Annotated in this window: 20 protein-coding genes and 1 riboswitch; of the genes, 18 read left to right on the top strand and 2 right to left on the bottom strand. The window is 71.3% G+C overall.

All coding sequences use genetic code 11. The annotated features are described in order from the left end of the window. Window positions 1-596: 596 nt before the first annotated feature. The 6 genes from ACXJKB_RS15365 to ACXJKB_RS15390 all read left to right on the top strand — a co-directional run bounded on the left by ACXJKB_RS15365 (window position 597) and on the right by ACXJKB_RS15390 (window position 7,924). Window positions 597-2,417 carry a histidine kinase N-terminal 7TM domain-containing protein gene (locus tag ACXJKB_RS15365; protein WP_457189823.1) on the top strand — a complete coding sequence of 607 codons (1,821 nt, stop codon included), beginning with the start codon at window positions 597-599 and terminating at the stop codon, window positions 2,415-2,417. A gap of 180 nt (window positions 2,418-2,597) precedes the next feature. Next, window positions 2,598-3,422 (top strand): bestrophin-like domain, encoded by an 825-nt coding sequence (locus tag ACXJKB_RS15370; protein WP_457189825.1) that lies wholly within the window; start codon window positions 2,598-2,600, stop codon window positions 3,420-3,422. Beyond that, window positions 3,406-4,056, top strand: a complete 651-nt coding sequence (locus ACXJKB_RS15375; RefSeq protein ID WP_457189827.1) for a hypothetical protein — start codon at window positions 3,406-3,408, stop codon at window positions 4,054-4,056. Before ACXJKB_RS15370 ends, ACXJKB_RS15375 begins: the two co-directional genes overlap by 17 nt. Before the next feature lie 57 nt (window positions 4,057-4,113). Beyond that, a complete protein-coding gene (locus ACXJKB_RS15380) occupies window positions 4,114-4,656 on the top strand; it encodes a DUF2231 domain-containing protein (RefSeq protein ID WP_457189829.1) in 543 nt (180 codons plus the stop codon). Between the two features lie 283 nt (window positions 4,657-4,939). Next, on the top strand, window positions 4,940-6,265 hold the full coding sequence (locus ACXJKB_RS15385) for a phospholipase D-like domain-containing protein (RefSeq protein WP_457189831.1): 1,326 nt from the start codon (window positions 4,940-4,942) through the stop codon (window positions 6,263-6,265). Between the two features lie 195 nt (window positions 6,266-6,460). Continuing rightward, on the top strand, window positions 6,461-7,924 hold the full coding sequence (locus ACXJKB_RS15390) for a phospholipase D-like domain-containing protein (protein WP_457189833.1): 1,464 nt from the start codon (window positions 6,461-6,463) through the stop codon (window positions 7,922-7,924). A 245-nt stretch (window positions 7,925-8,169) separates the two neighbouring features. On the opposite strand, the gene ACXJKB_RS15395 is transcribed toward ACXJKB_RS15390, so the two are convergent. Further along, a complete protein-coding gene (locus tag ACXJKB_RS15395) occupies window positions 8,170-9,255 on the bottom strand; it encodes an SLC13 family permease (protein ID WP_457189835.1) in 1,086 nt (361 codons plus the stop codon). 4 nt (window positions 9,256-9,259) lie between these two features. Then, window positions 9,260-10,783, bottom strand: coding sequence for a sulfatase-like hydrolase/transferase (locus ACXJKB_RS15400; RefSeq protein ID WP_457189837.1), 1,524 nt, complete (start codon window positions 10,781-10,783; stop codon window positions 9,260-9,262). Window positions 10,784-11,041: 258 nt separating this feature from the next. Here ACXJKB_RS15400 and ACXJKB_RS15405 point away from each other — a divergent pair, with 258 nt between their 5' ends. From ACXJKB_RS15405 to gcvP, 12 genes are all read left to right on the top strand, one after another. Further along, entirely contained in the window at window positions 11,042-12,391 is a 1,350-nt protein-coding gene (locus ACXJKB_RS15405; protein ID WP_457189839.1) for a hemolysin family protein, read from the top strand. Then, window positions 12,381-13,445 (top strand): hemolysin family protein, encoded by a 1,065-nt coding sequence (locus ACXJKB_RS15410; protein ID WP_457189841.1) that lies wholly within the window; start codon window positions 12,381-12,383, stop codon window positions 13,443-13,445. Before ACXJKB_RS15405 ends, ACXJKB_RS15410 begins: the two co-directional genes overlap by 11 nt. A gap of 14 nt (window positions 13,446-13,459) precedes the next feature. Beyond that, window positions 13,460-14,065, top strand: coding sequence for a CDP-alcohol phosphatidyltransferase family protein (locus ACXJKB_RS15415; protein ID WP_457189880.1), 606 nt, complete (start codon window positions 13,460-13,462; stop codon window positions 14,063-14,065). Then, window positions 14,058-14,966 carry a DUF881 domain-containing protein gene (locus ACXJKB_RS15420; RefSeq protein ID WP_457189843.1) on the top strand — a complete coding sequence of 303 codons (909 nt, stop codon included), beginning with the start codon at window positions 14,058-14,060 and terminating at the stop codon, window positions 14,964-14,966. The genes ACXJKB_RS15415 and ACXJKB_RS15420 overlap by 8 nt, the downstream gene beginning before the upstream one ends. Beyond that, window positions 14,963-15,295, top strand: a complete 333-nt coding sequence (locus ACXJKB_RS15425; RefSeq protein ID WP_254182985.1) for a small basic family protein — start codon at window positions 14,963-14,965, stop codon at window positions 15,293-15,295. Before ACXJKB_RS15420 ends, ACXJKB_RS15425 begins: the two co-directional genes overlap by 4 nt. 5 nt (window positions 15,296-15,300) lie before the next feature. Continuing rightward, window positions 15,301-16,125 carry a DUF881 domain-containing protein gene (locus ACXJKB_RS15430; RefSeq protein ID WP_457189845.1) on the top strand — a complete coding sequence of 275 codons (825 nt, stop codon included), beginning with the start codon at window positions 15,301-15,303 and terminating at the stop codon, window positions 16,123-16,125. Window positions 16,126-16,184: 59 nt separating this feature from the next. Beyond that, complete coding sequence (gene gcvH, locus ACXJKB_RS15435) at window positions 16,185-16,571, top strand: glycine cleavage system protein GcvH (RefSeq protein ID WP_457189847.1); 387 nt, start codon at window positions 16,185-16,187, stop codon at window positions 16,569-16,571. Between the two features lie 130 nt (window positions 16,572-16,701). Next, on the top strand, window positions 16,702-17,214 hold the full coding sequence (locus tag ACXJKB_RS15440) for an FHA domain-containing protein (RefSeq protein ID WP_457189849.1): 513 nt from the start codon (window positions 16,702-16,704) through the stop codon (window positions 17,212-17,214). 3 nt (window positions 17,215-17,217) lie between these two features. Further along, window positions 17,218-17,958 (top strand): transcriptional regulator FtsR, encoded by a 741-nt coding sequence (gene ftsR / locus ACXJKB_RS15445; protein ID WP_457189851.1) that lies wholly within the window; start codon window positions 17,218-17,220, stop codon window positions 17,956-17,958. 53 nt (window positions 17,959-18,011) lie between these two features. Beyond that, complete coding sequence (locus ACXJKB_RS15450; protein ID WP_457189853.1) at window positions 18,012-18,479, top strand: bifunctional nuclease family protein; 468 nt, start codon at window positions 18,012-18,014, stop codon at window positions 18,477-18,479. A 243-nt stretch (window positions 18,480-18,722) separates the two neighbouring features. Further along, window positions 18,723-19,289 carry a MerR family transcriptional regulator gene (locus tag ACXJKB_RS15455; protein WP_457189882.1) on the top strand — a complete coding sequence of 189 codons (567 nt, stop codon included), beginning with the start codon at window positions 18,723-18,725 and terminating at the stop codon, window positions 19,287-19,289. A gap of 96 nt (window positions 19,290-19,385) precedes the next feature. After that, window positions 19,386-19,493, top strand: a riboswitch (glycine riboswitch). A gap of 64 nt (window positions 19,494-19,557) precedes the next feature. Further along, window positions 19,558-22,425 (top strand): aminomethyl-transferring glycine dehydrogenase, encoded by a 2,868-nt coding sequence (gcvP, locus tag ACXJKB_RS15460; protein ID WP_457189855.1) that lies wholly within the window; start codon window positions 19,558-19,560, stop codon window positions 22,423-22,425. The last annotated feature ends 104 nt before the right edge of the window (window positions 22,426-22,529 follow it).

A 22,529-nucleotide genomic window follows, 5' to 3' on the forward strand; every position in this document is an offset into this window, starting at 1 on the left:
GGTGGGCGGGTCGCGAGCAGGAGTGAAGGCGTACGCGCAGAGCTGCGGGTCGCGCCCTTCGTGGTCGGCTCCAGGGACTCGTGCCGATCAGATGTCCGGAGCCTGTCGGCACCTGCTTGCCGTCGGCTGACCGATCACTTGCCGCCCGCCAACGTCGGCCCGCGGACCTGATGACGTGCTGGTCGACCGTCGATCCGTACTTCTCGATGGTGCGGAACGGATGGTCTAGCGCTGTTCCACCCCCAGCGGTGAAGTTCTGGGAGTGGCCCGCGTGGGCGCGGGCGCCGACGTACGGTCGCGGCACGACCCCCGCGGGGGCGTTGGGGTCGAGGCCCCGCCGGGCCACGGGGCTTGGCGGGGCTGGCCTCCGAGCATCCGCCTTGCCGATGTCACGGCGGACCAACGGACCTTGTCGGGGCGCTCTTCCGGGACGCCGAGGGGCTCGACGTACCCAAATTGTGGTGGAACGCTGGACAGACGCTCGTCTGCGTGGCGGTGCGTCGTGACCATGGGTGGATCGTGGGTCGCTTCCCAGCCGTGGGCAACGTTGGGTACCGGTCTGGATTGTGCCGTTGAGGGACGGGAGGGCACTCGGGGTGCTGACGTTCTTCGCCGTCATCATGGCGGTTGCCGGGGTTGCGCACGCCGGGCTCGCGACGTACGTCGCCTGGCGTCGGAACGTGCGCATGGGGTGGAGCCTGGCGGTGCTGCTCCTGGCGGTGGCGTGGTGGGGTGTGGCGTACGGGATGGAGCTCGCCGTCGACGACATCGCGCTCAAGAGTCGGTGGGGTGACCTGAAGTATCTCGGCGTCGCGATGCTGCCGCCGGCGTGGCTGACCTTCGTCCTGCAGTACACCGGGCGGGACCGGTGGGTCACCGGACGGTTGCTGTGCCTCCTGGCCGTCGTGCCGGTGTTGACCAACGTGATGCTGGCACTCCCCGCGACCCACGACCTCGTGCGGTCCTACCCACCGTCGGCGGCCCTCGACCCGACTCCGGAGGTGGTGGCGGGACCCGCCTTCAACCTGTTGCTGGCGTACAACTACCTCGTCCTCCTCGTCGCGACGGTGTTGTTCGTCGCCAGCATGGGGCGCCTCGCACGCAGCTATCGCCGGATGGCCGCGGTGATGCTGGCCGCCGCCCTGGTCCCGTGGGCGGCCAACGTCCTGTACAACGCGAACGTGGGCTGGTTCGCCACCGTCGACCTCACGCCCTTCGCATTCACGGTCACTGGCGTGGTGCTGGTCTGGGGGCTCTTCGACGAGCGCCTCGTGGACCTCACACCGCTGGCACGCAGCGCCGTGCTCGAGAGGATGTCGGACGCGGTCTACGTCACCGACCTCTTCGGCCGCATCGTCGACGCCAACCCCGCCGCTGCGCGGCTGATGGGGGCAAGCCGCGCTGCGCTGCTCGGGCGACGATTGGCGGACATCGTCCCGATGGGAGGTGCTGACACTGCGCTGGACGAGGTCAGCCTGCCCGGAGGAGACGCCGACGCGGGAAGCCGCACCTTCGACGTCTCCCACGAACGACTCGTCGACGGGTCGGGGCGGCCGGCCGGGACGGTGGTGGTGCTGCACGAGATCACCGAACGTGTGCGCGACCGCCGGCGCCTCCAGGAGGTCCTCGACGACCAGTCCCGCGTCGCCTCGGAGCTGCAGGCGAGCATGGTGCCCCCAGCGCTTCCCGAGATCAGCGGCATCGAGCTCGCCAGCCAGTACCGTCCGGCCGGCGATGGTCGAGAAGTTGGCGGTGACTTCCTCGACGTGTTCGACCTGGGTGAGCACACATGGGGCTTCGTGCTCGGCGACGTCAGCGGGAAGGGTGCAGCTGCCGCGACGGTGAGTGCGGCTACTCGCTACTCGCTGCGGGCCTTGGCCGACGCGCGCTCCCTGCCCAGCGACACGGTGCGCAAGGTGAACTCGACCTTGCTGAGCCAGACCGACCTGGAACGCCACTGCACGCTCGTGTACGGGACCCTGCGACCCGAGGACGACGGATTCGCTGTGGTGTTCACGCTGGCCGGTCACCACCCGCCCATCGTGCTGCGCGCCACCGGAGAAGTGGAGGAAGTCGGTGCCCTCGGCACCGCCATCGCGCTGTTCGACCAGCCCGACCTCCACGACACCGCCCTCCACCTGGCCCCCGGAGACCTCCTGTGCGTCTTCACCGACGGTCTCGTGGAGGCCAGGCAGCGGGGACGCGGGATGTTCGGTACCGAGCGGGTGGCCGAGATGCTCCGCAGCCACGCGGACCGGCCCGCCGTGGAGCTCTCCGCCTTGCTCGTCGACGCCGTCCAGCAGTTCCACGGCGACCAGCTCGCGGACGACCTGGCCATCCTGATCCTCGGCTGCAGCAAGGACGTCTCGGGAGTGTCCAGCACGAGCACGGCGCGCAGGTGCTCGACGCCGGCGTGAGCCTGGCCCCGACGGTGCTGCCGGCCCTTGCAGGTGCACCCCGGCGGCCTCACTCACCGAGGGTGAGGTGCGCGGCGGTGCATGCGGTGACGCTGGACGCGATCGCCCCCTCGAGCGAGGACACCAGATGCCAACCGTTCGCGAGCTCCCACGACCTCCGCGGCGCCCCGGGGGAGCGCGATGAACCTGGTGGTCGGGATCCTCGTGGTCGTCGTTGCCACGGCGGTGACCGTGACTGCGATGCTGGCGGTCCGTCGTCGCGCTCCGGCCGGCAGCTACTTCCAGGACGGCGACCGCGCGTCCGGTGTCTTCGGGGTGCTCGCCACGGGCTTCTCCGTGCTGCTCGGCTTCATCATCTTCCTGTCCTTCCAGTCGTACGACTCCTCCCGTACCGGCGCCGACCTGGAGGCGACGACGGTCCTGCAGCAGACGCAGACCGCGCAGTTCCTCCCGACCGAGGTCTCCGGTGAGCTGACCGCCGAGCTGGCCTGCTACGCCCGATCGGTCGCTGGTCCCGAGTGGGAGGCGCTCGAGGCCGGGACGCTCGGCGATCGCATGAACCCCTGGGGCGTGGAGATGTTCCGGACCATCTCGGACGTGGTGCCGCAGGAGGCTACGGAGCAGTCGGCGTACGACCGCTGGATGGACCAGACGATCCAGCGCGAGCAGGCGAGGATCACCCGGGTGCACGGTGCCGAAGGCATCATCCCGCTCCCGCTGTGGCTGGCCCTGTTCCTGATCACGGCCGTCATCTTCGGCTACCTGCTCTTCTTCGCGGACCCGACGGAGGGACCGGTCACCCAGGGGATGCTCATGGGGAGCTCGACGGCGGTCATCGCACTGCTCCTGCTCCTGCTGGCGTTCTTCGACCATCCGCACGGCGGCGGCATCGGACGACTGCATCCGACTGCGATGGAGCGGACCGTGCGGTTGATCGACACCGAGCTCGAGATCCTCGACCTCGACGTCCCGCTCCCGTGTGACGCCGATGGCAACCCGCTCTGAGGCGGCGACGGACCGCCGTCGCGACTGGCAGGAGGGCGTGGCGACGGTGCTCCTCGTCGTCGCCGCCGTGGCGACGTCGTGGAGCAGCTACCAGGCGACGCGTTGGAACGGCGAGCAGGCCGCCGCTGCGGGGCGCACCAACGCCATCAGGATCGAGGCGTCGCGCGCCGACAGCCTCGCTGATGCGCAGACCGAGATCGACGTGGCCACGTTCATCGCGTGGGCCGAGGCCGACGTGACCGGCGACCGCGAGCTCGCCGACTTCGTGATGGATCGCTTTCGCGCCGAGTTCCGCCGCGCGTTCGACGCCTGGACCGTCACCGCTCCGCTGACGAACCCCGACGCTCCGCCCACTCCCTTCGCGATGGACGAGTACCACCTCGTGTCCCAGCAGCAGGCTGACGAGCTGGACGCGCGAGCCGAGGCGTCAGCCGCCGAGGTCCGCGCCAACATCCAGCGGGCCAGCAACTACGTCCTCACCGTGGTCCTGTACGCCGTGGCCCTCTTCTTCGCGGGCATGAGCACGCGTGTCAACGCGCCTCGGCTGCGGTGGGTCCTGACACTGGCCGGCTGCGCCGTCTTCCTCGGCACGCTGGGCTGGATCGCCACCTTCCCCGTGAGCATCGCTGTCTGACCCGCGGGCTCGACCACGTGCATTGACCCGTGGACCCCGTCGGGCGAGGCTGGAGCCATGGACACGCCGCGGCTGGTGCGCTGGACCCGCAACCTCGAGGACACCGCAGCGCTCGACGGCGCCGTGCGCGCGCTCGAGCCACTCGTCGACGCCGCGTTCGCGACCGGGAGGCGGGGCGAGGTCCTGCGCGGCGACTGGCTGGGGCACGCCGTCCACCCGGTGCTGACCGACGTCGTCCTCGGGACCTGGACCTCTGCGACCATCCTCGACCTGGTCGGCGGTCGCGACTCGCGGACCGCCGCGCAGCGCCTGATCGGCGTCAGCCTGCTGGCCGTCGGCCCCACGGCCTGGACCGGCTGGGCCGAGTGGGCGAGCGCGGCCGATCGCGACAAGCGGGTCGGGGTCGTGCACGCGGCGACCAACGCCGTGGCCATCGGGATCTTCGCGTCGTCCTGGCTCGCCCGCCGACGCGGCGACCACGCTGCGGGCGTACGCCGATCGCTGACGGGCGCGGCGGTCGCCACCGTCGGTGGCTACCTCGGCGGACACCTGGCCGCCGCTCGCAAGGTCGGGACGCACGACCCCGCGTACGCCGACTGAACCCGCGGGCCCGACCGGCCCCGCGTGATCACGACGAGGGGCGCGTGCCCGGGCCCGCCGTCGTTCCCGACGTCCTGAGCCGGGAGTCCCGGTCCGCACCGGGATCCCAGGACGCCGGGACGGCGCGCGGCCGACGGGGGTCGTCGACCGAGACTGCCCACCCGGGTGCGTCCGAACCGTCCCGCGGCAGGCGAGACCGTAGGCCCGTGCCCGGGGAACGTCCGCGGCGGGACTGTCGATCCACGGGGCAGGAAGCCCCCGTCAACGGGATCGGGTGGTCGGGATGCGAACCAATCTGCTGGTGGGAACGGTGGTCCTCGGCGTCGCGGCAGCGGTCGCCACCCCGGTGCTCGGCGCAGCGTTCGGGGGAGCGACGGCAGGCTCGGCGCAGCACGCGGACGGCGCACGCCTGTCGGCCGCCGCGGCTGCCGAGGTCGTCCTGGCCCCCGCGGCAAGCGTGCTGTTCAACGACCCGACCGGAGGCGTGGCCGCCCAGGACCGGATCGCCGACCACGTGCTGGAAGCCATCGACGCCACGCCGGACCGCGGCACGATCCGCATGGCGGCCTACAGCTTCGACCGTCCCGACATCGCCGACGCGCTCCGCCAGGCGTGCACCCGCCGCCAGGTCACCGTCCAGGTCGTCCTGAACGACAACTTCGTCTCTCCACCCGTCCGGCGCCTGCAGCGGCTGCTGGGCACGGCCCCGGACGCGAGCCTCGGCGCCTGCGACGCGTCGGGCCGGACGGGCGCGGAGCCCAGCTTCGTCAAGGTGTGCCACGCCAGCTGCCGGCTCGGCGACCGCGGCAACCAGCACATGAAGGTCTACCTGTTCTCCGGAGGAGGCGATGAGGCGGACGACGCGTCCGACGTCGTGATGCTGGGATCGGCCAACCTCACCGGCTACGCCGCGGGTGTGCACTGGAACGACCTGGTGACCTTCACCGGGAGCCCGCAGCTGTACGACGACTACAGCGGGGTCTTCGCCGAGCTGGCGGCGGACCGCCTGGTCGAGGCGCCGGCGGTCGACGTCACCCACGGCGACGTGACGACGAGCATCTCGTCCGGACGGCCCGCGGACGCAGACGACGACCCCGTCGCCCAGCGCTTGGCGCGGGTGGACTGCCGGGCGCTCCCCGGGAGCGGCGTCGCCGGGCGGACCGTGCTCCGCATCAGCATGTACGGCTGGCGCGGCGCCCGTGGCGCGGACCTGGCCCGGCGGGTCGCGGGACTGCGTGCCCAGGGGTGCCGGGTCCAGGCCCTGGTCAGCGCCGCGGGACCGGACGTCGTCGAGATCCTGCTCGCGGCCGGCGTCCGCGTCCGGAGCGCCTCGCTGGACGTCGACGACAACGTGGCGACGGGGTTCGAGACCTCCGGGTGGGAGCACTTCGTCCACGAGAAGTGGATGTCGGTCGACGGCACCTGGGACGGATCGGCCACCCGGGCGGTGTGGACCGGCTCGGAGAACTGGTCCGACGTGTCGCTGCTCAACGACGAGCTCGTCGTGCTGATCCCGCGGGCAGCCATCCACGACGCCTACGTCGCGCACTTCGACGCCGTCTGGGCCGACCACTCCATGTCTATGCATCTGACCGCCGCCGGGATGTGAGCCTCGTCTCGCCAACCAGACACCCGGAGCCGACAACTTTGTCGGCCCGGGCGTCGTCACCCCATGGACGGGACCGGACCAGCGCACGCCGCGGGTCCGGTCGACATGCCCTGCCCGCGCCCGTGACAGCGGATCCGCGCGTCGGGGCCCGAGCGTGACGACGCCACCGACGGTGGCGGTCGGGAAGGCGAGTTCGTGCCGAGGTTGTTGGTCCTGTTCACCCTGTGCCTGGTCCTGGGCGCCCCACTGGCCGCGGTTCCCGCAGCGGCGGCCCCGGTCGGGGGGGTGGCTCCGACGGTCGCCCCGGCCATGGCGGCCGCGAAGGCGGCGCCGTCCGCTCGCAAGCGGTGGAAGGCACCGCAGGGCCCGTTCTTCAACGATCCACGCCGCAAGAAGGGCTGGTTCCGCATCGAGCGGAGGGTCATCGACACGATCAAGCACACACCGCGGGGTTCGACGATCCGGATCGCGGTCTACTCGTTCGACCGGATGCCGGTCGCGAAGGCGCTCATCGCTGCGCACCGTCGCGGAGTGAAGGTGCAGATGATCCTCAACGACCACCAGTACACCAAGGCGATGCGAGCGATCCGCAAGGAGATCGGAGCCAAGCGCTATCGCTCGAGCTTCATCTACCGGTGCGCGGCCGGGTGCCGGAGCAAGCAGAACCAGTACAACAACATGCACACGAAGTTCTACTCGTTCTCGCAGGCCGGCAGGTCCAAGGACGTCATCGCCGTGGGGTCGGCCAACATGATGCTCAACGCCGACATCCACCAGTGGAACGACCTCTACTTCACCTCCGGGGACCACGAGCTGTTCCGCCAGTTCGTCCGGCTGTTCAACGACATGCGCAAGGACCACGACACCCGTCAACCACCGCAGTTCTTCTGCGGCACGCCCGCCAACGGCGTCGCGTGCGACGACTCGGTCGACAAGCACACGGTGTGGGCCTGGCCCAAGCCGTCGGGCCCGAGGAACGACCTCGTCCTCGACCTTCTCGGCAAGGTCCAGTGCCTGACCCCTGACGGCGCGGGCGGGCAGAAGCGGAGCCGCATCGCGGTGTCGATGCACACCATGCGGGGCAGGCGCGGCGACTACCTGGCCGCGGCGATCCGGCAGAAATGGATCGAGGGGTGCAAGGTGCGCGTGATGTACGGCCTGATCGGCTACCACACCAAGCGCGTCGTCGGCGCTCCGACGCCGCGCGGGCGGATCCCGCTCCGCTCGACCGGGCTCGACTACAACCCCGACGACGACTACGACCTCAACAAGGACGGCAAGCCCGACCTGATCCTGAGCTACTACAGCCACCAGAAGTACGTCGCGATCCAGGGCAACTACAACGGCAACCCCGACACGGACATGGTCGTCACGGGCTCCGCCAACTGGGCGAGCCTGAGCCCCGGCAACGACGAGCTCTGGATGACGATCCGCGGCAAGAAGCTGACGCGGAAGTACGTCGCGAACTTCAACTACCAGTGGCGGAACAAGCGGAACTCACGCAACGCCTACACCACGACGTACGTCAACTTCCGCGTCGCCCGGACGGTCCTCGACGAGGACGGCACCCCTCGCACGGTCTGGAGGACCGTCCGCCGGCCGGTCACGACGATCGAGCGGGACCCCTACCGCAAGGGCCCCTACTGGGAGGCCGACTGAGGGTCGCTCGAGCGGTCCGAACCAGCACGGGAAATTGTCCGACGAACCCGTAACACCCGGGACGGCATCGGCGCTGTTGAAGTAGGCGGCCGCGTTCCGCCGGGCCCCTCACTGCTCACCCGTGCCCCGACCTCCCGCCGAGGCACGGATCCCCCCAGAGGCAGTGGGACGGCTCGAAAACGCGCAGAACAGCGGCGTGGCCCTCCGGGGCCGCGCCGCTGCTGCGTTGCGGGGTCGGGCGGGCATCAGCGGATGGCGATGGTCGCAGCCGTCACACAGGCCGCGGCGCAGATCGCCCCCCACCCCGCGAGCTTCAGGAGCGGGATCCGCAGCCCGGCCGATCGGCAGCGCTGCAGCCACAGGAGCGTGGCGAGCGAGGCCCAGGGCGTGACCAGCGCACCGGCGTTCACGCCGACCAGCGTCGCCATGAGGCGGCGTACGTCGTCGGCCGCCGCCGGCTCGACGAGCAGGTAGGCGGGGAGGTTGTTGACCAGGTTGGCGCCGACCGCCGAGGCCGCCGACAGGTGCAGCAGGTCGATCGTCCGCAAGCCGGTGCCGACGGCCGGCGCGAGCCAGTCGAGGAGGCCCTCGCCCTGGGCGAGGCGGAGCAGGCCGGCGACGACCACGAAGCCGCCGGCCATCAGCCAGGGCGGGCGCACGTCGTGCAGCAGGCCGGGCGCGCGCCACAGCAGGGCCGCCAGCAGGACGAGTGCTGATCCCACGGCCACGACGGCCGGCTCGACCCCGACGGCGAACAGCGGTCCGATGGCGAGGCACACGACGGAGGCGACGACGAGCAGGACGCGGTCGTGCGGCTCGGCCGGCGGTTCGACGGCGTAGGTCCCGCGCAGCGCGCGCCGCTGCAGGACGGCGATCAGGACGAGCGTGACCACCACGGCGGTGAGGGCCGGGGCAGCTGCCGTGCGCACGTAGTCGCCGTGGCCCGCGCCGAGGTCCTCGAACCGGTGCACGGCCAGGAGGTTGGTCAGGTTGGACACCGGCAGCAGCAGCGAGCCGGTGTTGGCGATCCAGAGCGTCGTGAGCGCGAAGGGGAGTGGCGCTACGCCGGTCTGGCTCGCGATCGCGAGGCCGACGGGCGTGAGCAGCACGGCGGTGGTGTCGAGGCTCAGCACGATCGTGCAGACCACGGCCAGCGAGGCGAACGTCAGCCACAGCAGCACCACCCGGTGGCGGGCACGGCGGGCGAGGGCGTGGGCGGCCACGTCGAAGACGCCGGCCAGCTGCGCGACCTCGGCGGTCACCGTGATCGCGAGCAGGAAGACCGCGACCGGCAGAACCTGGGACAGGACGGGGTGCAGGGCCTCGCTCACGGCGTCACGACGACGGCTCGCGCGCCGCGGTCGTCACTGGCTCGGGGACGGGGCCGAACTGCTGGTTGCAGGTCCAGCCCGCGCAGTCGACCAGCTCGCGACGGCGCAGCTCCAGGGTGGACCGGACTCCCGCGTAGGCCGGGTCGTCGACGAGGTTGACCATCTCGTCGGGGTCGAGGAGGTGGTCGTAGAGGAAGGTGTCGACGCCGTCGGTGCCGTAGAGGTAGCGCTCGGTGCGCACCCCGCGGTGCGACCAGCCGTCGCCGAGGGTGCGGCCGGTCTGGATGAGGGTCGTGTCGCGGAACGCCTGGTCCTCGCCGCGCAACGTCGGGGCCAGGGACGTGCCGTCCACCTGCCACTGCGGGGTGACCCCGGTCAGCGCCGCGAAGGTGACGGGCAGGTCGACCAGCGTCACCGGCAGCTGCGACGTGGCGCCGGCGACCACGTCCGGGCCCCGCACCAGGAGCGGGACCTGCAGCGCCTCGTCGGTGAGCACGTCCTTGCCGACGAAGCGGTGCTCGCCGAGGGAGTAGCCGTTGTCGGAGGTGAAGACGATGTAGGTGTCGTCGAGCACGCCCTCGTCGTCCAACGTCTCGACCAGGGACCCGACCGCACGGTCCACGGACTGCAGCGTCTGCAGCCGGGCGGTGTTCTCGGCGGAGACCTCGTCGCGCGAGACCGGGGTGCGCCGGCGCAGGTAGGCGGGCTGGTCGGACACGTCCTCCTCGTTGAAGGCCGGGTCGTCGAAGGCCGACGGGCGCTCGTCGAGGAACAGGTGCTCGTCCTGCGGCTCCGCGGGGGGCAGGCCGCGACCGCCCTCGGGGCTGATCCGGTAGTGCGGAGCGAGGTGCCACGCGTAGACGACGAACGGGTCGCCGCTGCGGGCGAAGTCGCGCACGGCCTCGTTGGTGTGGTCCTCGATCACCGAGGTGATGTAGCTGTCGGTGTAGCGGCGGGGGTCCCCGTCGCCGGTCATCGAGAAGTCGACGTAGTCGTAGACCCCCCGGGTGAGCGCGTCCCAGCGCGTCCAGCCGTCGGGGCGGACGTCGCGTGGGCCGTAGCCGTTGAGGAACTTGCCGACGAAGCCGGTGCGGTAGCCGTTGGTCCGGAACCAGGTGCTGGCCTCCTGGGTCGGGTCGAGCGCCTGGAACCCGCCGTGCACGCCCCGGTTGTGCTGGACGCCGTTGTTCTGGGCGTACTGGCCGGTGGCGAGCTGTGCGCGCGCCGGGCAGCACAGCGGGTGCGGCGAGATCGCGTCGGTGAACTCCATGCCCTGGTCGGCCAGCAGGCGCCGGGTGATCGGCATGTGGTCGAGGTCGTCGTCGCGCATGTCGTCGGTGAGCACGAAGACCAGGTTGGGACGGGTCGGCCCGTCGGCCTCGGCAGTGGGGGACTGGGTGCCCTGCACCATCCGCACCGAGCCGGGGCTGCCGGCGTCACCGGTGTCGCTGGTCGCGGTGACCGTGGCGAGGGTGGCGACGAGTACGACGAGCAGGGCAGCCGTGATCGACTGTGCCCACGCTCGCATCATGCCCCTCGCCGAGACCCTGAGGGTCCTTGTCGCTCGCCCCTGTACCGGCGCAACACTAGGGCGCTGCCACCCGCCTCCCCAAAGCGACACGACGACTGGGGCGACAATGGTCCCGACCGCTACCCTGTGGGCGCCCGGGCGAGGCATCCACGGCCCGGCAACGACCTCGACAGCACGAGACGAAGGAACCCGCAGCAGCGCCATGGACGAGAGTCAAAGTCCCCGCACGACCGCACTGATCGCCTGGTGCGCGTCGTGACCCCCCTCCTGCTCCTGCTCGTGTCGTTGGCCCTCGTGGCCGCCTGCGGCCTGTTCGTCGCCGCCGAGTTCTCCCTGGTCACCGTCGACCGGCCCAGCGTCGAGCGCGCCGCGGCCTCCGGTGACGAGGGCGCCCGTGGCGTCCAGCTGGCGCTCCGCTCGCTGTCGACGCAGCTCTCCGGCGCCCAGGTCGGCATCACCGTGACCAACCTGGCCATCGGTTTCCTCGCCGAGCCGGCGATCGCCGACCTCATCGACGACCCGTTGGCGTCGGCCGGCGTCCCCGACAGCGTGGTCACGCCGCTGGCGCTCGCACTCGGCCTGGTCCTCGGCACCGTGGTGACGATGATCTTCGGCGAGATGGTGCCCAAGAACATCGCCATCGCCCGGCCGCTCCAGACCGCCCGCAGCACCCAGGGCTTCATGCGCGGCTTCACCGCCCTCACGCGCGGCCCCATCCGGGCGCTCAACGGGTCGGCCAACGCGATCGTCCGCCGCCTCGGCATCGAGCCGCAGGAGGAGCTCCGCTCCGCCCGGAGCTCGCAGGAGCTCGCCTCGCTCGTGCAGCGGTCGGCCGTCCAGGGCACCCTCGACGCCGACACCGCCGAGCTCGTCGAGCGTTCGGTCGAGTTCGGCACCCGCACGGCCGGGGAGATCATGACGCCCCGCGTGCGGACCACCACCGTCGAGGACGGCGACCGGGTCTCCGCCGTCATCGACCTCGCGCGCCAGACCGGCCACTCCCGCTTTCCCGTCCTCGACGCCGAGGACACCGTCGTCGGCACGGTGCACGTCAAGCACGCGGTCGCGGTGCCCGTGCACGAGCGGGCCACGACCCGCATCAAGCACGTCATGGTCAGGCCCGTCGTCGTGCCCGACAGCCTCCGGCTCGACCCGCTGATGGCGCTGCTGCGCCAGGACGGGTTCCAGATGGCCATCGTGCTCGACGAGTACGGCGGCCACGCGGGCATCGTGACGCTCGAGGACGTCGTCGAGGAGATCGTCGGCGACATCTCCGACGAGCACGACCGACTCGGCGCGCGCATCCGCCAGCGCCGCGACGGGACGTGGACCCTCTCGGGCCTCCTGCGGCCCGACGAGGTGGAGGACGTCACCGACATCGAGCTGCCCGACCACGACGACTACGACACCGTCGCCGGCCTCGTCATGCGCGAGCTGGGCAAGATCCCGGAGCCGGGCGACCGCGTCGAGCTGCCGGTGCCCGACCGCAGCGACCCCAACGAGGTGCGCGAGCGCCTCGTGACCCTGACCGTGCAGCGGATGGACGGCCTGCGCATCGACCGTCTCGACCTCGTCCTGGTGGGGGAGGTCGACCGTGAACAGTGACCTCTTCGGCGTCGGCCTGGCTGTCGTCCTGCTCGCCTTCAACGCCTTCTTCGTGGGCGCCGAGTTCGCCCTGCTCGCCGCGCGGCGCAGCCAGATCGAGCCGAAGGCGCAGGAGGGCTCCCGCGCCGCCCGCACCACCCTGCGGGCCATGGAGAACGTCTCGCTCGTGATGGCCGGCGCCCAGCTCGGCATCACCGTCTGCTCGCTGGGGCTCGGTGCCATCGGCGAGCCCGCGGTCGCCCACCTCCTGGAGCCGGTGTTCCACGCCGCCCGGATGCCCGACGACCTGCTGCACCCGGTGTCGTTCGTGGTCGCGATGTCGGTCGTGGTCTACCTGCACGTCGTCCTCGGCGAGATGGTGCCGAAGAACATCGCGCTCGCCGGCGCCGACCGGGCGGCCATGGTCCTCAGCCCGCCCATGATGGTGATCGTCACCGTGCTGCGCCCGCTGATCGGCGCCATGAACATGGCCGCCAACGGGGTGCTCCGCCTCCTGCGCATCGAGCCCAAGGACGAGGTGCACTCGAGCTTCACCCGGGAGGAGGTCGCCGCCCTCGTCGAGGAGTCGCGCGGCGAGGGCCTCATCGAGGCCGACGAGTACGACCGGCTCGCCGGCGCGCTCGGCTTCACCGAGAAGTCGGTCGCCTCGATCGTCATGGCTCCCGCCACCCTGGCCACCGTGGCGCCCGGCTCCACGGTCGCCGACGTCGAGGCGGTGTGCGCGGCCACCGGCTTCAGCCGCTTCCCGGTCGCCGGCGACGACGGCACCCTGCTGGGCTACCTCCACATCAAGGACGCGCTCGAGTCCGACGACGACAAGCGCTCGCGCGTGATCGAGGACAAGTGGATCCGTCCCTTCGCCTCGGTGCACCCCGGCGACCTCCTCCACGACGCGCTGGAGAGCCTCCAGGTCAAGGGGGCCCACATGGCGCGGGTCGTGGAGCGCGACGGGAGCGTGATCGGGCTGGTCACGCTCGAGGACGTGCTCGAGGAGCTCGTCGGCGAGATCCGCGACGCTGCGCACCACGACGTGTCCGGCGTCGAGGCGTACTGAGTGCTGGATAGGGTCTGACCGTGTCCGAGGAAGCCTCTCGCGTCTGGACCGTGCCCAACATCATCAGTGTGGTGCGGCTTGCCGGCGTGCCCCTCTTCCTGTGGTTGGTGCTCGGACCGGAGGCCGACGCGATCGCCCTCGTGGTGCTGATGGTCGCCGGTTTCACGGACTTCCTCGACGGGTGGCTCGCGCGACGGCTCGACCAGTACTCCAAGCTGGGGGAGATCCTCGACCCGGTGGCCGACCGGCTCTACATCCTGGCCGTGGTCCTCGGCCTCTACCTGCGCGACATCATCCCGTGGTGGGTCGCCATCGCCCTGCCGCTGCGCGACCTGCTGCTGTGGGGTCTCGTCCCGATCCTGCGCACCCGCGGCTTCTCGGCCCTCCCGGTGCACTTCCTCGGCAAGGCCGCGACCTTCAACCTGCTCTACGCCTTCCCTCTGCTGCTCCTCGGCGAGGGCGACGGCATCGTCGCCACGCTCGCCCGCAACTTCGGGTGGGCCTTCGCGTGGTGGGGGATCGGGCTCTACTGGTGGGCGGGGGTCCTCTACGCCTGGCAGGTGCGCACCCTGGTGCGCGACACCCCACGTCGTACGTCGCCGGCGACCGACCATGGCTGACACCAGGACGGGCACGCCGACGGCGTCGGACGAGCCCGATGCCGGTCGCCGGCTCCCCGAGCACGTCACCACCCCGCTGCTGACGTTGATCACCGCCCGGTCCATGGACGAGGACTACGCCCACGTGGCCCAGAAGCGGGCCTTCGCGGGCGACGCACGACCGCGTGCTGTGCGGCCGCACTGGTCGAGCTTCCTGGCCATCGCGGCGCTCGGCGTGATGGCGGCGGTCGTCGCCGTGCAGACCGACCGGGAGGCGCCCGCCAACGAGCTCAGCCGGGCCGCGCTCGTCCAGCAGATCGACACCCGCAGCGACGACGTCCGTGCCCTGCAGGCCGACGTCGCACGGCTGACCCGCTTCAACGCCTCGGTCGCCAGCAACAGCACGAGGACCCAGACGGAGCTCGGCGACGCCGAGACCCGGGTGCGCCGTGCCGAGCTCACCACCGGGTTCTCGGCCGTGCACGGCCCGGGCGTGCGGATCACGGTCGACAACCGTCCCGGCGACGAGGTGGACGGGGAGGTGCTGGACGAGGACCTCGCCACCCTGGTCGACGGGTTGTTCGAGGCGGGCGCCGAGGCCGTGGCGATCAACGACCAGCGGGTCAACGCGCTGGGCGGCATCCGCAACACCAACCGGGCCGTCCACGTCAACGGGCGCCCCGTCAACGCGCCCTACACGGTCTCGGCGATCGGTGACCCGCGGACGCTGCAGGCCCGACTCGTGGAGACCTACCAGGGCCAGCAGTGGTTCGGCCGCGTCAACAACTTCGGGTTTGTGTACGAGGCCCAGAATGTCGACGACATCCGCTTGCCGGCTGCGCCCGAACGTGTCCTTCGTGATGTGATCGAGCTCGACGCCGAACCCTACGGCGGACCAGCACAGGAGGGGAGCTCGCCGTGATCGCCGCACTTGGCCTGCTCCTGGGCATCATCGCCGGGCTGGCCTTCGCCCCCGACGTGCCGCTCAGCCTGCAGAACTACCTGCCGATCGCGGTGGTGGCCGCCCTCGACGCCGTCTTCGGTGCGCTGCGCGCCTACCTCGACGGCATCTTCGACGACAAGGTGTTCGTCGTCTCCTTCGTGAGCAACGTCGTCGTCGCGGCGGCGATCGTCTACCTCGGCGACCAGCTCGGCGTCGGGTCCCAGCTCAGCACGGGCGTCGTCGTCGTGCTCGGCATCCGCATCTTCTCCAACGTCGCCGCGATCCGCAGGCACGTCTTCCACGCCTGATTCCCATGCCTGACCACGAATCCGATCCCCAGCCCGGTCACGAGGGCGAGCACGAGGCCGCGCACGAGGCACACCACGCCCCCGCGCACCGCACCGACCCCGAGCCCGAGCCCGGCCGCGAGCGCCTGCGCCACGCGCTCATCCGGCCGTCGCGGCGCCAGGTGGTCGTCGCGGTGCTGCTCGCCATCCTCGGCTTCGCCTTCGTCGTGCAGGTGCGCGACACCAAGGCCAACGACACCTACTCCGGGCTGCGTGAGAGCGAGCTGATCGAGGTGCTCGACGGCCTGACCGGCACGGCCGAACGAGCCCGGCGCGAGGTCGGCCGGCTGGAGTCGCGGCGAGACGAGCTGACCAACGAGAGCCGGGCGCGGTCCGCGGCCCTCGACGAGGCCGAGCAACGGGTCCGGACCCTCAACATCATCGCGGGCCTGGTGCCCGTCACCGGCCCCGGCCTGCGGATGACCATCAACGAGTCGTCCAGCCGGGTCAACGTCGGGTCGCTGCTCGACACCGTGCAGGAGCTCCGTACGGCCGGCGCCGAGGCGATGGAGTTCAACGACTCGATCCGGGTCGGCGCGGACAGCTCGTTCGACAACGCCGTGGGCGGCATCGAGCTCGACGGCCAGCTCCTCGAGCCGCCCTACGTCCTCGAGGTGATCGGCGACCCGCACGTGCTGAAGACCGCGCTCACCTTCTCGACCGGGCCCGTCGAGACCCTGGAGACCTACGACGGAGCATCGGTCGAGATCGAGGAGCTCGAGGCGGTCGACATCACGAGCGTCCGCGACCCCTCGCGACCTGAGTATGCGGAGCCCGGCACCGGCCAGTAGCCTGCCGGACACCCCCGCACCCCACCCACCCCGTCGCCCCACCGCACCTAGGAGTCCTCGTGTATCCGGAGAACCTCACGTACACCAGCGAGCACGAGTGGGTCCGCACCCCCGGAGACACCGAGGGCTCGGTCCGGGTCGGGATCACCGACTTCGCGCAGGACGCGCTCGGCGACATCGTGTACGTCTCCCTGCCGCAGGTCGGCGACCAGGTGACCGCGGGGGACACCTGCGGCGAGCTGGAGTCCACCAAGTCGGTCAGCGACATCTACGCCCCCGTGACCGGTGAGATCGTCGCCACCAACGGCTCCCTCGACGCCACTCCCGAGCTGGTCAACAGCGACCCCTACGAGGCCGGGTGGCTGTTCGAGGTGTCGGTCGCCGACAGCTCGCAGCTCGACGGCCTGATGGACGCCGCGGCGTACCAGGCCGGCCTCGAGGGCTGAAGCCGCACCACCTGTCGTTCGGTGTTCCCCGACCGCCCGTCGTCGCCTCGAGCGGGCTGGTAGGTTCGGGGAAACCGTCAACCTCAACCCTCGGCTGAGGGTTGGGCGTCGATCCGTCGAGGAGCTTCCAATGCCGTTCTGCACCGCCTGTGGCCAGCAGAACCCTGACGATGCGCGCTTCTGTGCCCAGTGCGGCACCAAGCTGCACGCTGGGGAGGACACGGGCGCGAGCCCGGTCGAGACCACTGCGACCATCACCTTCGGGGCCCCGGACCAGCGCGAGTCCTCCGACCGCCAGCTCAGCCCGGTCGACGCCGCCGCGGTGGACGCCCTCCCCGAGGGCCACGCCCTGCTCGTCGTGCAGCGCGGGCCGAGCGCGGGCAGCCGCTTCCTCCTCGACGTCGACGTCGTGGGCGCCGGTCGCCACCCCGACAGCGAGATCTTCCTCGACGACGTCACCGTCTCCCGCCGTCACGCGGAGTTCCGCCGCACCGGCACGGGCTACGACGTCAGCGACGTGGGCAGCCTCAACGGCACCTACGTCAACCGCGACCGGATCGACTCCGTCGAGCTCAACGACGGCGACGAGGTCCAGATCGGCAAGTACCGCCTGGTGTTCTTCTCCTCCCACCCGGACAGCTGATCCGTGAGTGCCTCGACGGCCGCGGGCTCGAGTCGCGGCGCCCGCTACAACATCGGTCAGGTGCTCGACCAGCTGCGAGCGGACTTCCCTGGCGTCACCATCCCCAAGATCCGCTTCCTCGAGGACCAGGGGCTCGTCAAGCCGGAGCGCACCGCGGCCGGTTACCGCAAGTTCTCCGCCGACGACGTCTCGCGCCTGCGCTACATCCTGACGATGCAGCGTGACCACTACCTGCCGCTGAAGGTGATCGGCGACCACCTCGACGCCATCGACCGTGGTCTGGAGCCGCCTGCCATCGACTCCGTCGTGCCCACGGTGCCCAAGGTGGCGCTGAGCGCGGACGGGCTGCCGAGCCCCGAGTCGTTCCGGCGCACCAGCGACCTGCGCCTCTCGCGCCGCGAGCTGCTCAAGGTCGCCGAGATCACCGAGGAGCTGCTGGTCGAGCTCGAGCAGTACGGCCTGCTCAGCGCGCGCAGCGGCACCGGTCACTTCGACAGCGATGCGCTCGTCGTCGCCCAGACCGCACGTGAGCTCGCCGACTTCGGCTTCGAGCCCCGGCACCTGCGTGCGTTCAAGACGGCCGCCGACCGGGAGGTCGGCCTCGTCCAGCAGGTCGTCGCACCCCTCGCGCGGGGCCGCGACGCCGCCGCCCGGGGGCGAGCCGAGGACGCCACGTCCGAGATCGCGGCGCTGTCGGTGCGCCTGCATGCGACCCTCGTGAAGGTCGGTCTCGACCGCGGCTGACCCGCCCGACCCGCCGCCGTGGTGGCATCAGGGCACATGAGTAGGGTGGACGCATGCGCGAAATGGACGTCGTCGGAGTCCGCGTCGAGATGCCCTCCAACCAGCCGATCGTGCTGTTGCGAGAGGTGACGGGGGAGCGCTACCTCCCGATCTGGATCGGAGCGGTCGAGGCGACCGCGATCGCCTTCGCCCAGCAGGGCGTCACCCCGCCCCGCCCGCTCACGCACGACCTGCTCCGCGACGTGCTCGAGGCCACCGGCCAGCGCCTCGACGAGGTCCGCATCGTCGACATGAAGGACGGCGTGTTCTTCGCGCAGCTGGTCTTCGACGGCGGGGCCGAGGTCGGTGCCCGCCCCTCGGACTCCATCGCGCTGGCACTGCGCACCGGCTCACGGATCGTGTGCGCCGAGGCGGTGCTCGACGAGGCCGGCCTGGCGGTGCCCGCCGAGCAGGAGGACGAGGTCGAGCGGTTCCGCGAGTTCCTCGACCACGTCTCACCCGACGACTTCGAGTCCCACTGACCACGGCGAGACCCTCACCCTCAAGTTGAGGTTGAGGGTTGCGACACGCCGCTGCGTGGATGGACAACCCGGAGGATCGGGCTTAGTTTGAACTGTCTCTGTTGTAACTCCACCGTTGTGGTTGTCGGGTCCTCCCGGCACCGGGCGGGCCCTTCCCCCAGGAGTTACCGCTCAGCGGAGGAACTGACCTGGAGGGTCACTGTGGCTAGCAACGAGAACGAGAAGGGCGCCGACGCCGCGCGCATGAAGGCCGAGGCCGAGGCCACCGACCTCGCCGAGGAGCAGGGTCTGCTCTTCGCCGACGACGTCTCGCCGCTCCCCAGCGACACCGGCTACCGCGGCCCGACGGCGTGCAGCGCCGCCGGCATCACCTACCGCCAGCTCGACTACTGGGCTCGCACCGGCCTGGTGGAGCCGAGCGTGCGCGGGGCCGCCGGCTCCGGGTCGCAGCGGCTCTACTCCTTCCGCGACATCCTGATCCTCAAGGTCGTCAAGCGGCTCCTCGACGCCGGCATCTCGCTGCAGCAGATCCGCACCGCCACCGCCCACCTGCGTGAGCGCGGCACCGACGACCTGACGCGCGTGACCCTGATGAGCGACGGCGCCTCGGTCTACGAGTGCACCAGCAACGACGAGGTCATCGACCTGCTCCAGGGCGGGCAGGGCGTCTTCGGCATCGCCATCGGCGGTGTGTGGCGCGAGATCGAGGGCACCCTCGCCGAGCTGCCGTCCGAGCGCACCGCCGAGCAGGCCGCGCCGTCGGCCGGTGACGAGCTCGCCGCCCGCCGCGCTGCCCGGCAGACCGGCTGACCCCGGCTCCGACCCTCCCGTTCCACCCACGAGGCCGCCCGTGAACCGGGCGGCTTCGGGCATTTCTGCCCTCCCCGGCTAGACTCGGTGCCGCCGACATCCCATGCGGGAGAGTCGCGGCGCGCGGTCCCCGGACCGGACGTCGCGCGCCGAAGGGGCAATTCCTCCCCGGAACCTCTCAGGCACCCGGACCGCGCTGGGTTGGCACTCTGGAGGTCACCGGACCGACAGAGGGGGAGGTCCAGCGACGCGACCTCAGGGAGCCTGCGTGCCCGACCTCACCCCGACCTCCGCCTCCAGCGCCGTCGAAGGGCTGGGCGAGTTCGTCGCCCGCCACATCGGCCCGGACGACGCCGCCGTCGCCCACATGCTCGAGGCCATCGGACACGAGTCGCTCGAGTCGCTGATGACGGCGGCGGTGCCCGACGGCATCCGCTCGGCCGCGGCGCTCGACCTCCCGGACGCCCTCGACGAGGAGGCCACGGCCCGCGCGCTGCGCACCCTCGCCTCGCAGAACCGTCCCGCAGAGGCCATGATCGGGCTGGGCTACCACGCGACCATCACGCCGGCGGTGATCCGGCGCAACGTGCTCGAGGACCCCTCCTGGTACACCGCCTACACGCCCTACCAGCCGGAGATCTCCCAGGGCCGCCTCGAGGCGCTGCTCAACTTCCAGACCGTCGTGGCCGACCTGACGGGCCTGCCCACCGCCAACGCCTCGCTGCTCGACGAGGGCACCGCTGCCGCGGAGGCGATGACGCTCGTACGCCGAGCGCAGCGCAACAAGACCGGACCGTTCGTCGTCGACGCCGACGCCCTCCCGCAGACCATCGAGGTGGTCCGGACCCGTGCCGAGGGGATGGGCATCGAGGTCATCGTCGCCGACCTCGACGAGAGCCTGCCCGAGGGAGACCTCTGCGGCGTGCTGGTCCAGTACCCCGGTGCCTCCGGCGCGGTGCGTGACCCGCGTCCCGTCATCGAGGCCGCCCACGAGCGCGGCGCGCTGGCCGTCGTCGCGGCCGACATCCTGGCCCTCGCCCTGCTCGAGGCGCCCGGCACCTTCGGCGCCGACGTCGTGGTCGGCTCGTCGCAGCGCTTCGGCGTACCCCTCTTCTACGGCGGTCCGCACGCCGGCTTCATGTCCGTCTCGGCCGGCCTCGAGCGCCACCTGCCCGGCCGTCTGGTGGGCGTGTCCGTCGACGCCGAGGGTCGCCCGGCCTACCGCCTCGCACTCCAGACCCGCGAGCAGCACATCCGCCGCGACAAGGCCACGTCCAACATCTGCACCGCGCAGGTGCTCCTCGCCGTCGTCGCGTCGATGTACGCCGTCTACCACGGTCCCGAGGGCCTGCGGCGGATCGCGCAGCGCACCCACCACCACGCCAGCCGCATCGCCGAGGCGCTGCGGGCCGGGGGAGTGGAGGTCGTCAACGACACCTGGTTCGACACGCTGACCGTGGCGGTCCCCGGCCGAGCCGGCGACGTCATCGCGGCGGCCCGCCAGGTCGGGCTGCACCTGCGGGTGATCGACGCCGACCACGTCGGCCTGTCGACGTCCGAGCGCACCAGCCCGTCGACCGTCTCGGCGGTGCTGCGCGCCTTCGGCGTGGCGCCCGGCGGCGACGGTGCGTCCACCGGCCTGCCCGAGGACCTGCGCCGCACCACCGACTTCCTCACCCACGAGGTCTTCAACTCCCACCACAGCGAGACGCAGATGCTCCGCTACCTGCACCGGCTCTCGTCCCGCGACTACGCGCTCGACCGCGGCATGATCCCGCTCGGGTCCTGCACGATGAAGCTCAACGCGACCACCGAGATGGAGCCGATCAGCCTGCCCGGCTTCGCGGACCTCCACCCCTTCGCGCCCGCCCAGGACGCCACCGGCTACCGCGAGCTCGTCGACGACGTCGAGCGGTGGCTGGCCGAGGTCACCGGCTACGACCGGGTCTCGGTGCAGCCCAACGCGGGTTCCCAGGGTGAGCTGGCCGGCTTGCTGGCGATCCGCGGCTACCACCGGGCCAACGGCGACACCGGGCGCGACGTGTGCCTGATCCCGTCCTCGGCCCACGGCACCAACGCCGCGTCGGCCGTCATGGCCGGGATGAAGGTCGTCGTGGTGAAGGCCTCCGACGACGGGTCCGTCGACCTCGACGACCTGCTCGCGAAGTGCGACCAGCACGCCGAGACGCTCGCCGCGATCATGGTGACCTACCCCTCCACCCACGGGGCCTACGAGGACACCATCACCGACCTTTGCAAGATCGTCCACGACCACGGCGGCCAGGTCTACGTCGACGGGGCCAACCTCAACGCGCTGCTCGGCTGGGCGCGTCCCGGTGAGTTCGGCGGTGACGTGTCCCACCTCAACCTGCACAAGACCTTCTGCATCCCGCACGGCGGCGGTGGCCCCGGCGTCGGCCCGGTCGCCGTACGCGCCCACCTGGCGCCGTACCTGCCCTCGCACGCCTGGCACCCGGAGACCGAGAAGCGCGACGGCATCGGCCCGATCAGCGCCGCGCCCTACGGCTCCGCCGGCATCCTGCCGATCACGTGGGCCTACATCCGCATGATGGGCGCCCAGGGGTTGACCCGCGCGACGGCCGTCGCGGTCCTCTCGGCGAACTACGTCGCCCACCGCCTCGGGGAGCACTTCCCGGTGCTCTACCGCGGCCACGGCAACCTGGTGGCCCACGAGTGCATCCTCGACCTGCGGGGCATCACCAAGGCCAGCGGAGTGAGCGTCGACGACGTCGCCAAGCGGCTCGTCGACCACGGCTTCCACGCGCCCACGATGTCGTTCCCGGTGGCCGGCACGCTGATGGTGGAGCCCACCGAGTCCGAGGACCTCGCCGAGATCGACCGCTTCTGCGACGCGATGATCGCGATCCGCCAGGAGATCGCCCGCGTCGAGGCGGGGGAGTGGAGCCCGGAGGACTCGCCGCTGCGCCACGCGCCGCACACCGCACGCGCGCTCGTCGGCGAGTGGGACCGCTCCTACTCGCGTGAGCTCGGCGTGTTCCCGCGCGGCATCGACCCCGACAAGTACTGGCCGCCGGTGGCTCGCATCGACCAGGCCTACGGCGACCGCAACCTGGTCTGCGCGTGCCCCCCGCCGGAGGCGTTCGCACAGGACTGACCGGGCGGCGCTGCTCTAGGGTCGCACTCGTGAGCGAGCGGAGCGAGCGAGCCATTCGGCGCAGCGTGACACGTGCCTCATGTGCGCACGGAGCGAAGCGAGTA

The organism is Nocardioides sp. P5_E3 (genome assembly GCF_054049275.1).